Below are 14,979 nucleotides of genomic sequence, written 5' to 3'. Positions count from 1 at the left end.
CCGGCGTTATCGGATGTGAAGGTGATAGACGCATATGTCTATAATCAGGGTGGTACCGCGAGAGCATCTCGTCCCTGTGTAAGTAGTTTTTTGCTTGCATAGGGCGGGATGTTTTTTCGTTTGTGTGAAGATTGAGAATAAAAAGGGAGGATTTATGATGAAAACTTTAACTTCAGCTCAAGTACGTCAAATGTTTTTAGATTTTTTTAAAGAAAAAGGACATGCTGTCGAACCGAGTGCGTCCCTCGTACCGCATGACGATCCAACACTTTTATGGATTAACAGCGGGGTGGCAACATTAAAGAAATACTTCGATGGCCGCGTCGTGCCTGAGAATCCACGTATTTGCAACGCACAAAAATCAATTCGTACAAATGACATTGAAAATGTAGGGAAAACAGCACGCCATCATACGTTTTTTGAAATGCTGGGCAACTTCTCTATTGGAGACTATTTCAAAGAAGAGGCAATCGAATGGGCTTGGGAATTCCTCACAAGTGACGAGTGGATTGGCTTTGATCCGAATCTGTTATCTGTAACGGTACATCCAGAGGATGAAGAAGCATATGTTCTTTGGAGAGATAAAATGGGTGTCCCTGAGGAACGAATTATTCGTCTAGAGGGCAACTTCTGGGATATTGGCGAGGGGCCAAGTGGTCCGAATACAGAAATTTTCTATGATCGCGGCGAAGCATATGGCAACGACATGAACGACCCTGAATTATATCCAGGCGGAGAAAATGAACGTTATCTAGAAGTATGGAATCTTGTTTTTTCTGAATTTAACCATAATCCAGATGGTACATATACACCGCTTCCGAAGAAAAACATTGATACAGGAATGGGTCTTGAGCGTATGGTCTCTGTGATTCAAAACGTACCGACGAACTTTGATACAGACCTGTTCATGCCGATTATTCGTGCAGTAGAAACGATTTCTGGAGAAAGCTATGGGGAGTCAAAAGAAAAAGACACAGCATTTAAAGTCATTGCTGACCATATTCGTACTGTTGCCTTTGCCGTCAGTGATGGAGCGCTTCCTTCTAATGAAGGCCGAGGTTATGTGTTAAGACGTTTGCTGCGCCGTGCTGTGCGTTATGCAAAAACGATCCATATCCACCGTCCATTCATGTATGATCTAGTTCCAGTTGTTGCGGAGATCATGAAGGATTTCTATCCAGATGTTCAAGCAAAAGAAGAATTTATTGCAAAAGTGATCAAAAATGAAGAAGAGCGTTTCCATGAGACACTGAATGAAGGGTTAGCCATTTTATCAGAAGTGATCAAAAAAGAACGAGACAATGGCAGCTCACAAATTTCCGGTAAAGATGTGTTTAAGCTTTATGACACATATGGATTCCCGGTCGAACTCACAGAAGAATATGCTGAAGATGAGAACATGACAGTCGATCGTGAAGGCTTCCAGCTAGAAATGGAGAAGCAGCGTGAACGTGCAAGAAATGCCAGACAAGATGTGGGCAGTATGCAGGTTCAAGGCGGGGCTTTAGGCGATATAAAAGCAGAAAGTACGTTTGTTGGCTACGAAAATTTAACTGCAGATGCTCGTATTATCGAATTGCTTCAAAACGGTGAAATTGTCACAGAAGCACACGAAGGGGAAACGGTGCAAATTTTATTAGATGAAACACCTTTCTATGCGGAAAGCGGCGGACAAGTGGCGGATAAAGGAACGTTAAAAAGTGCCGAAGCGATCATTGATATCAAAGATGTGAAAAAGGCGCCAAACGGCCAGCATGTCCACGAAGGAGTCGTCGTAAGTGGTACGGTTCAAAAAGGCATTGAAGTCACTGCAGAAGTCGAATCAGCGCTTCGAAAAGGCATTGTGAAAAATCACACAGCGACACATCTTTTGCACCAAGCGCTAAAAGATGTATTGGGCAGCCACGTTAACCAAGCGGGTTCACTTGTGAATGAAAACAGACTTCGCTTTGACTTTTCTCACTTTGGACAAGTAACAAAAGAAGAATTGTCACAAATTGAAAAAATCGTCAACGAAAAGATTTGGGAAGGCATTTCGGTTGCCATTGACCTGAAACCAATTGCTGAAGCAAAAGAAATGGGCGCAATGGCGCTGTTTGGCGAGAAGTATGGCGATATTGTCCGTGTTGTGCAAGTGGGTGATTACAGCATCGAGTTATGCGGAGGCTGTCACGTTCAAAACACTGCGGAGATCGGATTGTTTAAAATTGCATCTGAATCGGGTATTGGTGCTGGAACACGCCGTATTGAGGCTGTAACAGGTAAAGGTGCTTATGAAGAATTAAATGATCAGCTTGCGATTTTAGAAAAGGCAGCTAATGAACTGAAATCAAATACAAAAGATGTACCAAAACGCATCGCTTCCTTGCAGGCTGATTTAAAAGAAGTTCAAAGAGAAAACGAATCACTTCTTGCGAAATTAAGTCAAGCAGAAGCTGGCTCTATTTTGGAAAAAGTTATCGAAGTTGGCGGAGTGAACGTGTTAACTGAAAAAGTAAACGCCAAAGACATGAACCATTTAAGAACGATGGTTGATGAATTAAAAGCGAAATTAGGTTCAGCTGTCATCGTACTTGGTGCCGTTCAAAATGGAAAAGTCAACATTTCAGCCGGTGTGACAAAAGATGTCATTGAAAAAGGTCTTCATGCAGGAAAACTTGTGAAGCAGGCAGCTGAAATTTGCGGCGGAGGCGGAGGCGGACGCCCAGATATGGCACAAGCAGGCGGGAAACAGCCAGAAAAGCTTGAAGAAGCACTGGCAACTGTCGAAGAATCTGTCAAATCCGTTTTATAATCAGTCAATGTAGTGTAGAATAATGGTATTAGATGAGCGGTTAGAAAAAAGCTTGCTAGTAGAATGTTGGAAGAGAGGTGCAAGAAGCAGTGAGTTCATTTGATAAGACAATGAAGTTTAACTTCTCTGATGATTCAGCTGAAACCAATGTGAATGAAGTGCTCATAACAGTTTATGACGCACTCCAAGAAAAAGGATACAACCCGATCAATCAAATTGTCGGATACTTGCTGTCAGGCGACCCTGCTTATATTCCAAGACATCAGGATGCACGCAACCTAATTCGTAAACTAGAACGAGACGAATTAATTGAGGAATTGGTTAAATCGTACTTAGAGACACATAAAGAGGCGTAAAACATGAGAATTTTAGGCTTAGATTTAGGCACGAAAACCCTTGGTGTGGCAATCAGTGATGAAATGGGATGGACAGCTCAAGGGATTGAAACCATTAAAATTGATGAAGCAGGCGGAGACTTTGGTCTCAGCCGCCTGTCTGAGATCGTCTCGCAATATGGAACGGATAAAATTGTCCTTGGTTTTCCAAAAAATATGAACGGTACGGTCGGTCCAAGAGGCGAGGCCAGCCAATCATTTGCGAAAGTGTTAGAAAACACGTACAATGTTCCTGTTGTGCTTTGGGACGAGCGTCTGTCAACGATGGCAGCAGAAAAAATGCTCATCTCTGCAGATGTGAGCAGACAAAAGCGTAAAAAAGTCATTGATAAAATGGCGGCTGTTATGATCCTTCAAGGGTATTTAGACAGCTTAAATTAAAATGAGGTGAATCAAATGGAACACGGAGAAAAGCAAATTACAATCGTTGATGATAATGGAAATGAGCAGCTTTGCGAAGTACTATTTACTTTTGAAAGCGACCATTTTAACAAATCATATGTTCTTTACTACCCAATTTCTGAACAAGATAACGAAGAAATTGAAATTCATGCATCAAGCTTCACACCAAACGAAGACGGTGAAGATGGCGAATTAGAGCCAATTGAAACGGATGAAGAGTGGGACATGATTGAAGAAACGTTAAATACGTTCTTAGATCAAGAAGACGAAGAAGAATAGAACGAATAAAAGGCCTGTGAACATGATCTCTGTGATCTTTCTTCACAGGTCTTTTTTTACATTCTATATGTAAACTATTATTGAAATTTAGTTGACATATATCGCTCGACCTTTTACGCTATTTTTAATAATGAATCGAGTGAGGGGTATGAAAATTGAAAATTCACGATATGATGCAAATGGCATTAATGACAGCAGTTATTGGGATGTTAGGATTAATTCCGCCTATTTTTCTTGCGTTTACACCTGTACCAATCACCTTACAAACCGCAGGTCTTTTGCTTGCTGGAGGGCTGTTAAAACCAAAGCAAGCGCTGATTAGTTTACTTCTGTTTCTTCTAATAGTGGCAGCAGGCGCACCTCTTTTATCTGGAGGAAGAGGCGGAATAGGGGTCTTTTTTGGGCCAAGCGGTGGTTTTTTACTTGCTTATCCAGTGGCTGCCTTTATGATCAGCCTGTGGCTTAACCGGCTGAAGAAAGTGACGGCCTTACGACTATTTTTGATCTATGCGGTATGCAGTATCGGGATATTATATATAGGCGGAATTCCCTTTCAAGCCATGATGATGCATATAAAGATCACGCAAGCAGCTCTGTTCAGCGTCATTTATTTACCGGGTGATCTGATCAAAGCAGGGATATGTGCTGTCTTCACGGTGAAAATCATTCAAGCGATGTCATATCGAAAAAGGGACTTACATAGAGGGAGGCGAGCAGTTTGATGAGAATAACGGAAAGCTATGCGGCTCATGCAAAAGTGAAGCCAGATCAGATGGCGATCATAGATGAAAAAGAGCAGATCACTTATGAAGAATGGCATGAGCGTGTGCAGTCAACTGCACAATGGTTAAAAGAAACGCCTCATCAGCAAAAAAGAGTCGCTTTTTTAGTATCAAATGGTGTTCCGTTTCTTCAACTATTTGCTGGCGCAGCTTCTGCAGGATGGACAGCGGTGCCTCTTGATCCGCGGTGGAGTGACAAGGAATGCGCGGAAAAGCTCTTATTAAGCGACGCGGACCTTGTCATTGTGGAAGATCGATATATCAAAAGGATTGAAAAGTACAAGCTGGACATGCCAGTGCTCTCTTTATCTGAATGGAAAGAAAGAATCAGCCTCAGCATAAACGTTCAATCGAACAAAGGTGAACCGGAGGAAGATCCTGCTTTTTATATGGGATTTACTTCAGGATCAACGGGATCGCCAAAAGCCTTTATAAGACGCCAGCAGTCATGGATCGAGAGCTTTCAAATGACAACATCCGTCTTTGGGATCACACATCAAGATCATGTACTGATTTTGGGCACACTTTTATCCTCTCATTTTTTATACGGCGCGATCAGCACACTTTATTTCGGGGGCACCGTGACATTGTTAGAAAAATTTGTGCCAGAGAAAGCAAAAAACATCTTAGAAAGAGGAGACATCACGGCTATTTATACGGTTCCGACCATGACAGAATCGTTACTGCAAATGGATGCTTTCGGAAAGAATCCGCTTCTTGTCCTGTCTTCTGGTGCAGATTGGGGAAACTCTTCAAAAAAACAGCTCGTCAACCGCTATCCTCACATCACATTTTTTGATTTTTATGGAACATCAGAATTGAGTTTTGTTTCCTATTTATCTTCTGATGACTTTCTGCAAAAACCTACTTCTGTCGGAAAACCTTTTCCTTCTATTCAGGTTGAAGTCAGGAGGGCAGATCAAACCGTTTGCAAGTCAAATGAAATAGGGAGAATTTATGTGAAAAGCCCAATGTCTTTTTCAGGCTATTTACAAGATGAAAAGCCGCCCGAAGAGTGGCTGACCGTATATGACATGGGGTGGCTCGACGAAGATGGTTACTTGTATATGAGCGGCCGCGAGAATGGCATGATTGTCTATGGGGGACTGAATATTTTTCCAGAGGAAATTGAGCGTGTGCTGAATGAACAGCCAGAGGTGAATCGGTCAATCGTGATTGGACTTCCTGATCCATATTGGGGCGAAATCCCTGTTGCCATTATTGAGAATGTACAGCAAACAAAAACCATTCGGCAAGCTGTAAAAGAAACATTAGCGGCATACAAAGTACCAAAAAAATGGCTCGTCACGGACAAAATGATCGAAACATCAGGAGGGAAAATCGCTCGTGCCAGTATGAAAAAGTGGGCGGAGGAACAATTATCATGCAAGCCGTGATCGTACAAGCGAAGCGGACGCCCTTCGGTGAGAAAAATGGAATGTTGAAGGATTACCAGCCAGAGCATCTAGCCGCGCCCTTGATCCAGCATTTTTCAAACGTGACCAAGCCAGATGACATCATTTTAGGCAATGTCGTCGGGGGTGGTGGCAACATTGCCCGTCTGTCCTCGTTAGAAGCAGGGCTTTCATTACATATTCCGGGTATGACCATTGATAGGCAGTGTGCTTCCGGTCTTGAAGCCATTAGAACGGCGTGCATCATGATTCAGTCGGGGGAGGGATCAATGTATATCGCTGGTGGAACGGAAAGCATTTCTCGGTCACCAATGAAAGAAAGGGCCCGCTTTTCTCCAGAGTGGATAGGGGACCCTCATATGGGGGAAGCGGCAGAGCTGACGGCGTCGAGATTTTCAGTTGCGAGACAAGAGCAAGATGACTATGCACTTTTAAGCTGGGAACGAAGTATAACCGCATTCAAGCAAGGAACGTATTCAGAAGAAATTGTTCCGATTAGCGGGATGAGTACAGATGAAGCGGCAGCTAAAATAAGACCGATTGCAAGCTTGATAAAGCGGGCAAAACCTGTCTTTTTACCAGGCAAAGGTACTGTGACTGTGACCAATAGCTGTAAAGAAGCAGATGGTGCAGCTGCCGTCGTTGTGATGGAAAGAGCGGAAGCGGAGGCAAAAGGCTTTAGCCCTATGCTGCGGTATATCGGGAGTGCCGTGACCGCTATAGACCCGCATTATCCTGCTGCTTCACCAATTGATGCAATCAAGAAACTTTTACATAAAGAACAGGTGAAGATAGAAGATGTTGCACTTTTTGAAATCAATGAAGCGTTTGCGCTCAAAGTAGTACTCATTGCCCGGACACTAGGTATTCCTTATGACCGTATCAATAAAAAAGGCGGTGCGCTTTGTCTTGGGCATCCATATAGCGCCTCGGGAGCTGCTATGATGGTGAGACTGTTTTACGAAGCCCGTGCCTTACCGAATGGAAGCTATGTCATGGCTGCAATTGGAAGTGGGGGCGGTGTCGGTTTAGCCACACTATGGCAAGTTCTGTCATGACATGCATGAGCAAGTAATTGCCGAACTCCGTCGAATCATGTACTATAAAAGCTAGATGTGAGGAGGGCCATGCATGTTTTCAGAACAAAAGAAACGACCATTTTTTAAACGAAAAATGGGGATCGTCCTGTTATCTGTACTTGCTGTGATCATCATTGCAGCATTATCAGGTTTTTTATATGTAAAATCAGCACTCGGGCCGGTCGATCAAAAAAGCAAACAAACCATTAATATTCATATTCCAAATGGGACATCTGTCAGTGGAATTGCGAGCATTTTAAAAGAAAATGAACTGATTTCAAATGACACGATTTTCACTTACTATGCAAAGTACAAAAAAGCGTCAGGCTTTAAAGCGGGCTATTTTCATCTCAAACAAACAATGGATGCGGATCAGCTGATTCAAAAGCTGACATCTGGCGGGACAGACTACGCATTTCAGCTTGTGATACCTGAAGGGAAACAGTTGTCTGATATTGCAGCCATTATTGCAAACCAGACGAATTTTTCAGCGAAAGAAGTTGAAGCGAAGCTGGATGATCCAGCCTTTATTAAAAAATTGATGAAAAAATACCCGGAAACGGTGACATCACAAGTGAACGGGAAACAAGTCAAGCATCCGTTAGAGGGATATTTATTCCCGGCGACGTATCCGTTTTATCGTGAGGATGAATCACTTGAAACAATCATTGACACGATGATTAAACAAACAGATCAATATGTGAAAACGTACGAAAAGGACATGAAAAAGAGAAAGATGTCCATCCATGATGTCCTAACGATGGCATCCCTAATAGAAATGGAAGCAACCGAAAAAACAGACCGGGCAAAAATCTCAAGTGTGTTTTATAACCGGTTGAAAAAGGACATGCCGCTTCAAACAGATCCAACCGTTCTTTATGCGCTTGGCGAGCATAAGTCCCGTGTTTATTACAAAGATTTAAAAGTGAAATCACCTTATAATACGTATACAAACAAAGGGCTGCCGCCTGGACCTATTGCCAATGCTGGAGAATCTTCTTGGAAAGCAGCACTCCATCCAGAGAAAACAGATTTTGTTTACTTCCTAGCAAAGAAAAATGGCGAAGTCGTCTTTACGAAAACGTTAAATGAGCACAACAAAGCGAAAGCGAAATACATCACAGGCAGCAACTAACGCCCATGTGAGAGGAAAAAGACTGTAGACAATGGTGAAATTGCCTGCAGTTTTTTTCGTTGTTATATCCATTTTATAGGTTCGCAATTACCACATCTTTGTGGTAAAATATATCGGGTTGTTTTTACTTAGATGAACGAAAGATTGACGAGAAAGAGAGCTGCAGCAGGCAGGACTCTTCTTTTTCAGGTCATGAAGGAGTTAGACATATAATGACAATCGAAGATGATCAAATAAATGATTATATTGAAGATTTAATTGAGCCGAGTCCTGATGCCATCGCTCAATTAGAGGAGTATGCGAAAGAGCATCATGTGCCAATCATGGAAAAGGTGAGCATTGAACTGTTATTGCAGCTGCTTTCTTTGAAAAAACCGAAGAAGATTCTTGAGGTTGGGACAGCGATTGGCTATTCAGCGATTCGAATGGCAGAAGCTCTGCCAGATGCTGAAATCTATACGATTGAGCGAAATGCAAAACGTTATGAGGAAGCGACACGGAATATTGAAGAATTACATTTCAAAGATAGAATTCACGTGTTTTTTGGCGATGCGATGGAATCAGCTAAAACGGTTCAGACGATGGCGCCCTATGATGTGATCTTCATTGATGCGGCAAAAGGTCAGTATCAACGCTTTTTTGAGCTGTTTGAACCGATGCTGTCCGATGACGGAATGATTATTACAGACAACGTATTATTTAAAGGCTTAGTTGCGACAAATTATGAAGAAGAAATTGAAGATAAACGAAAAAAACAATTAATAGGCAAAATTGATCGATACAATCAATGGCTGATGTCAAATCCTGACTACCAAACGTGTATCATTCCAGTTGGAGATGGGATCGCCATTAGTACAAAAAGAGGTGACCAATCATGAAAAAACCAGAATTGCTTGTGACGCCAAGCAAGGTGTCGGATGTACTGCCGCTCATTGAAGCGGGTGCTGACGCATTTTTAATAGGTGAACAAACATATGGAATCCGTCTTGCAGGTGAGTTTTCAAGAGAAGATGTGAAACAAACGGTTCAACTCGCACATGCACATCACAAAAAAGTATATGTCGCCATGAATGCGATTTTTCATAATGACCGTGTGGCACTGCTTGGAGATTATTTAACCTTTCTCGATGGGTTAAACGTGGATGGTGTCGTTTTTGGAGATCCGGCAGTGATCATGGCCGCAAAAGAAACAGGTGTCAACTTGAATCTGCACTGGAGTACAGAAACAACTGGGACAAACTATTACACTTGTAACTACTGGGGCAGAAAAGGCGCAACACGTGCTGTTCTTGCCAAAGAACTCAATATGGACAGTGTGATTGATATCAAAGAAAACGCCGAAGTGGAGATTGAAATTCAAGTCCACGGCATGACCTGTATGTTCCAATCGAAACGGACACTTGTTGGCAACTATTTTGAATATCAAGGCAAACAAATGGACGTGGAAGGCAGAAATATGGAAGAAGGTCTATTCCTTCACGACGAGGAGCGTCAAAACAAATATCCTATTTTTGAGGATGAAAATGGCACACACATTATGAGTCCAAATGATGTATGTATGATTGATGAATTAGAAGAATTTGTCGACGCAGGCATTGACTCATTTAAAATTGACGGAATTTTAAAGTCACTTTCTTATATGACAGAGGTGACATCCCTCTATCGAAAAGCCATTGATTTACTAGTGACTGATAAGGAAGCCTATGAAGATCAAAAAGATGAATGGGTGGAGCGTATTGAAGAGATCCAGCCTGTCAACCGCTCAATCGATACAGGATTTTTCTTTAAAGAAACGGTTTATTAAGATAAAAGGAGGCAGAGGAAATGGCACTTTTAAAAGATGGAATTTCTGAAGTGATCGATGGAAAACGTGTCATTACAAAAAAACCAGAACTGCTAGCGCCAGCAGGAAACTTAGAAAAACTAAAAATTGCTGTGCATTATGGAGCAGACGCTGTTTTTATTGGTGGGAAAGAATTTGGACTTCGTTCAAATGCAGATAACTTTTCAATCGAAGAAATGGCAGAAGGTGTCGCATTTGCGAACAAATACGGTGCTCGCATTTATGTGACAACGAATATTTTCGCCCACAACGAAAACATGGACGGGCTGGAAGAATATCTTCAAGGGATTGAAGGAGCGGGTGTAGCGGGAATTATTGTCGCTGATCCACTCATCATCGAAACATGCAAACGAGTAGCTCCAAAGCTTGAAGTTCACTTGAGCACACAGCAATCTCTTTCAAATTGGAAAGCGGTGCAGTTTTGGAAGGAAGAAGGGCTTGAGCGTGTGGTCCTTGCACGTGAAACAAGCGCTCTAGAGATTAAAGAAATGAAAGAAAAAGTGGATATTGAAATCGAAACGTTCATTCACGGGGCGATGTGTATTGCTTATTCTGGCCGCTGCGTGCTCAGTAACCATATGACAGCGAGAGATTCAAACCGCGGAGGCTGCTGCCAATCTTGCCGCTGGGATTATGACCTATATAAACTAGAAGGCTCTGAGGAAGCGCCTTTATTCGGTGAAGAAGATGCACCATTTGCGATGAGTCCAAAAGATTTAAAACTCATCGAATCCATACCGCAAATGATCGAAATGGGAATTGACAGCTTAAAGATTGAAGGACGAATGAAGTCCATTCATTATGTAGCAACAGTTGTCAGTGTCTATCGTAAAGTCATTGATGCTTACTGTGCGGATCCAGACAATTTCGTCATTCAACAAGAATGGCTCGATGAATTAGACAAATGTGCCAATCGTGACACGGCTCCTGCCTTTTTTGAAGGTGTACCAGGAACGGATGAACAAATGTTTGGCATTCATGGAAAGAAAACGACCTTTGATTTCGTCGGTCTTGTACTTCATTATGATGAACAAGAACAAATTGTCACATTACAGCAGCGTAATTTCTTTAAAGCTGGCGACGCAGTTGAATTTTTCGGTCCAGAAATCGAAAATTTCACATGTAAGATTGAGACGATTTGGGACGAAAAAGGGAACGAAATCGATGCCGCTCGTCATCCACTGCAAATTGTGAAATTTAAGCTTGATCAAAAAGTATACCCTAGCAACATGATGAGAAAGGGGAAATAACCGGCACATGGGGAAAAAACCAGTGGTGATTGGAATCGCTGGCGGCTCGGGTTCAGGTAAAACGAGCGTCACCAATTCCATTTACGAAAAATTTAAAGGACATTCAATCCTCATGCTTCAGCAAGATTTATATTATAAAAATCAAAGTCATATGCCATTTGAAGAGCGCCTGCTGACCAATTATGATCATCCGCTTGCATTTGACAATGACCTGATGATTGAGCATGTAGAAGCGCTGCTAAAGTACGAGTCCATTGAAAAACCGATTTATGATTTTAAACTAAACACACGTTCAGAAGAGACGGTACATGTTGAACCCAAAGATGTCATCATCGTTGAAGGAATCTTTGCTCTTGAAAACGAACGTCTAAGAAACTTAATGGATATTAAACTGTATGTGGATACTGATGCAGATCTTCGGATCATTCGCCGTATTTTACGTGATACGAAAGAAAGAGGCAGATCGATTGATTCCGTGATTGAACAATATGTATCTGTCGTCAGACCGATGCACAATCAATTCATTGAACCGTCAAAACGATACGCGGATATCATCATCCCAGAAGGCGGTCAAAATCATGTGGCCATTGATCTCATGGTGACAAAAATTCAAACGATTCTTCAAAACCGCGGAGAGTAAATGGTGGAGAAGAACAAAGACCTTTACGACGTAAAGGTCTTTTCAACATCATGCTCTTGTAGTCAATACTTTAGTAATGGCTAGTCCGAAATCATCGGTGAGCATTGTAAGAAACAGCCCTCTGAATAAAAGATTTGATATGATAGGAAAACAATGCTGCGAAATGAAGACAGGAAAATCACGATGGGATGCTGAAAGTTTCAGTTATTCCTGCTTTGTAAAAGTATATTAAAAAAACGACAAACAAATCATCATAAATTTTCAAACAATTCTTGATCAAAATGCAATTTTGTAATAATATAGCATAGACATATCGTACACTGACCATATTATGTATTGGAAGATGGAGAATGGATAAGCTATTCTTCTACATATGATCGAAATGGCCGAACGAGGTACAGGAGCTTCCTGTGCCTTTCCACAGTTTGTGCGATGAAGATAATACATCATCATGAGACCGCTGCTGTTCCTGCCTAATAAAAAGGCATAATAGTTGCATCTAAAAGGGACGCCATGTAAGATGGACTTTTACGAATATGGGACAGAAGGAATGAGGGCCGGAATATGTCCTCATTCTTGTATATTTCAGTCGTCACTCACATGCAGAAAGCTTGTATGATGAGGATTAATAGAAGGAGTGAATGATTCATGGCACAAGAGAAAGTATTTCCAATGACAGAAGAAGGAAAGCGCAAATTAGAAGAAGAGCTTGAATATTTGAAAACGGTTAAACGTAAAGAGGTTGTAGAGCGTATTAAAATCGCTAGAAGTTTTGGAGACCTCTCTGAAAACTCGGAATATGATTCTGCTAAAGAAGAGCAAGCGTTTGTAGAAGGTCGTATTACAACGCTTGATAATATGATTCGTAATGCCAAAATTATTGAAGATGAAGGTAACTCAAATATTGTTTCACTCGGTAAAACGGTGACATTCGTTGAATTACCGGACGGTGAAGAAGAGTCTTATACGATTGTAGGAAGTGCAGAAGCTGATCCGTTTGAAGGCAAAATTTCAAACGATTCACCAATTGCAAAAAGCCTTTTAGGAAAACAAGTAGACGACAAAGTCACAGTTCAAACACCTGGCGGAGAAATGTTCGTCCAAATTGTAAAAATTTCATAATTACGTTTATACGATAAACACCTCGTCCACAATAGGGACGAGGTGTTTTTATGCTGAAAACAAGAAGAATCCAATGGACAGGTGTCATTATTTTTATCTTATTGCTCGGCCTCCTATTTAGACTAGCGGAAATTCAGTTGTTTTTCACAGAATCTTTTTCAAAGCTTGATATTAATTTGATCCAAGAAAGTGTCAGGCAGCGGACAGAAGAAGTAGTCATTTCAGACGGACGAGGTGAATTTTTAGATCGAAACGGCGAGGCACTTCTCACAAAAGAAGAGCCTGCGGTCATCATATTTCCTTTCCTGCAATATGACCTCCCTCACTTAAAACAAACCGCTTCTATACTTGAGATGGAAGAAGATGAATTGAAGAGCCAGCTGACAGAAACGAAGAAACCACTCATTTTAAAAGATGATATCACGAAAAAAAAGCTGAAAGACATCAATGATATGAAATATTCAGGTGTTTACGGCGTATATATGAAAGAGAAGGACAAAAAAAGACTTGCCCTCCACACATTAGGCTTCACAAGTGAGAATCCAGAACTCTTGAGAAAGCGTTATCCGGACAAAAAAGAACTTTCAATCCGCACTGAGATCGGTACATTCGGTTTGGAAAGTACATTTGACGAATTTCTATTACCAGAGCAAGACACAAAATTGTTATATCATGTGGACGGAAGGGGAAACCCTTTGTTTGGGATGGACGTCAAATATACAGCAGAAGCTCATTCGTTTTATCCGCTGCAAGTGCAGACAACCATTGACGAAGACATGCAGAGGGAAATGGAGAATGTTCTCAAAGCGCAAGGGGTTGAAAAAGGCGGAGCGGTTCTGCTCGACATTCAAAATAGCAGTGTGCTGGCGATGGCGAGTGTTCCAAATGTGACCAGCAAAAACCGGCATGAGGCAAGAAATTACATGCTGACCGCAATGGCTCCCGGTTCTGTATTTAAAACGGTCGTACTTGCCGCAGCGATTGAAAAAAACTTGAACCAGCCACAAACGATGTATGATTGTCGAAAGAATTTATATGGAGAGCCAGAAGGAAAGCAGGAAGTACTGAATCTGTCTGAAAGCTTTGCGCAAAGCTGTAATTATACATTTGCGACACTCGCTGAGCAGCTCATCCAAACAGATGATCAAATCCTTGAAAAGACAGCTTCAAAGCTTGGGCTTGTGGATCGAGCCGGCTGGGAAGGGGATGTATACTATAAGCAACAATTCAAACAGTTTGATCGTGAAGAAACAGGCAGTGTGTGGGGAGATAAAAGAGACAAGCATGTCAAAAAAGCCATTGCGCAAACGGCAATTGGTCAAAAAAATGTCAAAACAACCCCCTTACAAATTGCCAATATGATGGCAACGATTGCAAGGGGCGGAGAACGAAAAGAAGTGAGGATTGCAGATAAAGTGATGTATCAAAACGGAACAACGATGCTATCCTTTCAAAACAAACGACCTGATGGTGACAGTATTGACCGCTATACAGCTCAAACCTTGCAAAAGTACTTAAGGCAGGTGGTGACGTCTGACAAAGGAACAGGAAGAAGATTTCAAGACCTGCCGTTCCATATAGCAGGGAAATCAGGCACTGCCCAAACCGGCAGCAAAGATAAACAGGGGAATCCACTTTATCACAAGTGGTTTGCCGGATACTTTCCGGCAGAAAAACCAAAATACGCTCTGGTTGTTGTTCACCTTGATGAGGCAAGTGGCCGGGCTAAGACAAATGAAGCGTTTTATGATATTGTAAAAAAGGTCAATGAAATTGAAAAGAAACAGACATAGAACATCCCTTCATGTCATGTTAGAATAGTAACGACTTAGGGAACAGAGGC

The 14,979-nt window shown here is 41.8% G+C and carries 14 protein-coding genes and 1 other annotated feature (1 of these 15 running past the window's edge); all 14 genes read left to right on the top strand.

Features of this window, described 5'->3' with window-relative positions:
• Positions 1-79 (top strand) — a binding site (T-box leader) (it extends 129 nt beyond the left edge of the window).
• Positions 80-157: 78 nt separating this feature from the next.
• A complete protein-coding gene (gene alaS, locus ID12_RS16835; RefSeq protein WP_017367696.1) occupies positions 158-2,794 on the top strand; it encodes an alanine--tRNA ligase in 2,637 nt (878 codons plus the stop codon).
• Positions 2,795-2,883: 89 nt separating this feature from the next.
• On the top strand, positions 2,884-3,150 hold the full coding sequence (locus ID12_RS16830; RefSeq protein WP_024718370.1) for an IreB family regulatory phosphoprotein: 267 nt from the start codon (positions 2,884-2,886) through the stop codon (positions 3,148-3,150).
• A 3-nt stretch (positions 3,151-3,153) separates the two neighbouring features.
• Positions 3,154-3,570 carry a Holliday junction resolvase RuvX gene (ruvX, locus tag ID12_RS16825; protein ID WP_003216519.1) on the top strand — a complete coding sequence of 139 codons (417 nt, stop codon included), beginning with the start codon at positions 3,154-3,156 and terminating at the stop codon, positions 3,568-3,570.
• A gap of 15 nt (positions 3,571-3,585) precedes the next feature.
• Entirely contained in the window at positions 3,586-3,870 is a 285-nt protein-coding gene (locus tag ID12_RS16820; protein WP_017358102.1) for a DUF1292 domain-containing protein, read from the top strand.
• A 155-nt stretch (positions 3,871-4,025) separates the two neighbouring features.
• Positions 4,026-4,592: a biotin transporter BioY gene (locus ID12_RS16815; protein ID WP_007501449.1), complete on the top strand. Its 567-nt coding sequence runs from the start codon at positions 4,026-4,028 to the stop codon at positions 4,590-4,592.
• The gene (locus ID12_RS16810; protein WP_046344994.1) at positions 4,592-6,049 is read left to right on the top strand and encodes an acyl-CoA synthetase; all 1,458 of its coding nucleotides are present in this window, start codon (positions 4,592-4,594) and stop codon (positions 6,047-6,049) included. The genes ID12_RS16815 and ID12_RS16810 overlap by 1 nt, the downstream gene beginning before the upstream one ends.
• Positions 6,037-7,125, top strand: coding sequence for an acetyl-CoA C-acyltransferase (locus tag ID12_RS16805; protein WP_046344993.1), 1,089 nt, complete (start codon positions 6,037-6,039; stop codon positions 7,123-7,125). Before ID12_RS16810 ends, ID12_RS16805 begins: the two co-directional genes overlap by 13 nt.
• Before the next feature lie 73 nt (positions 7,126-7,198).
• Positions 7,199-8,281 carry an endolytic transglycosylase MltG gene (gene mltG / locus ID12_RS16800; protein ID WP_050827498.1) on the top strand — a complete coding sequence of 361 codons (1,083 nt, stop codon included), beginning with the start codon at positions 7,199-7,201 and terminating at the stop codon, positions 8,279-8,281.
• A 212-nt stretch (positions 8,282-8,493) separates the two neighbouring features.
• Positions 8,494-9,159 (top strand): O-methyltransferase, encoded by a 666-nt coding sequence (locus ID12_RS16795; RefSeq protein WP_035390950.1) that lies wholly within the window; start codon positions 8,494-8,496, stop codon positions 9,157-9,159.
• Positions 9,156-10,085 carry a peptidase U32 family protein gene (locus tag ID12_RS16790; RefSeq protein WP_035390948.1) on the top strand — a complete coding sequence of 310 codons (930 nt, stop codon included), beginning with the start codon at positions 9,156-9,158 and terminating at the stop codon, positions 10,083-10,085. The genes ID12_RS16795 and ID12_RS16790 overlap by 4 nt, the downstream gene beginning before the upstream one ends.
• A 20-nt stretch (positions 10,086-10,105) precedes the next feature.
• A complete protein-coding gene (locus ID12_RS16785) occupies positions 10,106-11,374 on the top strand; it encodes a peptidase U32 family protein (RefSeq protein ID WP_025207695.1) in 1,269 nt (422 codons plus the stop codon).
• A gap of 7 nt (positions 11,375-11,381) precedes the next feature.
• Positions 11,382-12,014: a uridine kinase gene (udk, locus tag ID12_RS16780; RefSeq protein WP_007501435.1), complete on the top strand. Its 633-nt coding sequence runs from the start codon at positions 11,382-11,384 to the stop codon at positions 12,012-12,014.
• Between the two features lie 648 nt (positions 12,015-12,662).
• Positions 12,663-13,136 carry a transcription elongation factor GreA gene (greA, locus tag ID12_RS16775; RefSeq protein WP_007501433.1) on the top strand — a complete coding sequence of 158 codons (474 nt, stop codon included), beginning with the start codon at positions 12,663-12,665 and terminating at the stop codon, positions 13,134-13,136.
• Positions 13,137-13,186: 50 nt separating this feature from the next.
• Positions 13,187-14,929, top strand: coding sequence for a peptidoglycan D,D-transpeptidase FtsI family protein (locus ID12_RS16770; RefSeq protein ID WP_050827496.1), 1,743 nt, complete (start codon positions 13,187-13,189; stop codon positions 14,927-14,929).
• The last annotated feature ends 50 nt before the right edge of the window (positions 14,930-14,979 follow it).

Origin of the sequence: Bacillus altitudinis (assembly GCF_001191605.1) — a bacterium.
GTDB lineage: Bacteria > Bacillota > Bacilli > Bacillales > Bacillaceae > Bacillus > Bacillus altitudinis.
This window is presented reverse-complemented; position numbering and strand designations above follow the sequence as displayed.